This window comes from Mycobacterium mantenii (assembly GCF_010731775.1).
GTDB classification, from domain to species: Bacteria; Actinomycetota; Actinomycetes; order Mycobacteriales; family Mycobacteriaceae; genus Mycobacterium; species Mycobacterium mantenii.
On the sequence record NZ_AP022590.1, the window covers coordinates 1734150 to 1734736 of the forward strand.

Consider the following 587-nt stretch of genomic DNA (forward strand, 5'->3'; position numbering starts at 1 on the left):
TTTTCATATCAGCGGCGCATAGAAATACGTGCACCGTTTCTTTATCAGCCCGTTTGGGCCCGGCCGGAAGAAGTCGGCAAACCTGGCGTCGGCGGCCTTTCCCCCACGCACGGTGCCCTCGAAGCTTCCTTCGACGGCCACTGTTCCGGAATCAAAAACGATCGATTCGATATTGTGCTTGCCCGACTCGATGATGCGACCATCCACGTAGAAGGACCTGATCGCATCCCTTCCGTTCAGATGCGCATAGCCGGGCCGAGAGTACTCGGCGTCGACTTCGAACAGTGCGATGATCCCGTCAACGTCCCCCTTATCGACCTCCGCGTAGTACATCTGAACGACATCGGTGAAATCTAGGTATTGCATCAGAAACTCCCGAGGACACTTGCCGGTTGGAACGTTGAACCAGAAGTCAGGCATCGCCTGGCCAGTGCGCGATTAAAACAATTTTGTACCGAGCATTGAATGGGTCTTCGCAACCCTGGAGACAGATGAACCGTGCTGCCGCCAAATACTGGATCAATTGAGCACCGCCTTCGTTCAGAAATTGCGTTGCCCCGAGCGCTGGAGAACATAACGCGATTTCC

The 587-nt window shown here is 54.7% G+C and carries 1 protein-coding gene; it reads right to left on the bottom strand.

Going from position 1 to position 587, the window contains the following annotated elements; genetic code table 11:
• Positions 1–3: 3 nt before the first annotated feature.
• Entirely contained in the window at positions 4–420 is a 417-nt protein-coding gene (locus G6N50_RS07840) for a nuclear transport factor 2 family protein (protein WP_197748057.1), read from the bottom strand.
• Positions 421–587 lie beyond the last annotated feature (167 nt).

What these genes read in the sequence shown, in the direction of transcription:
- G6N50_RS07840 (WP_197748057.1), bottom strand. Translation starts at nt 420, where the DNA reads ATGCCTGACTTCTGGTTCAACGTTCCAACCGGCAAGTGTCCTCGGGAG.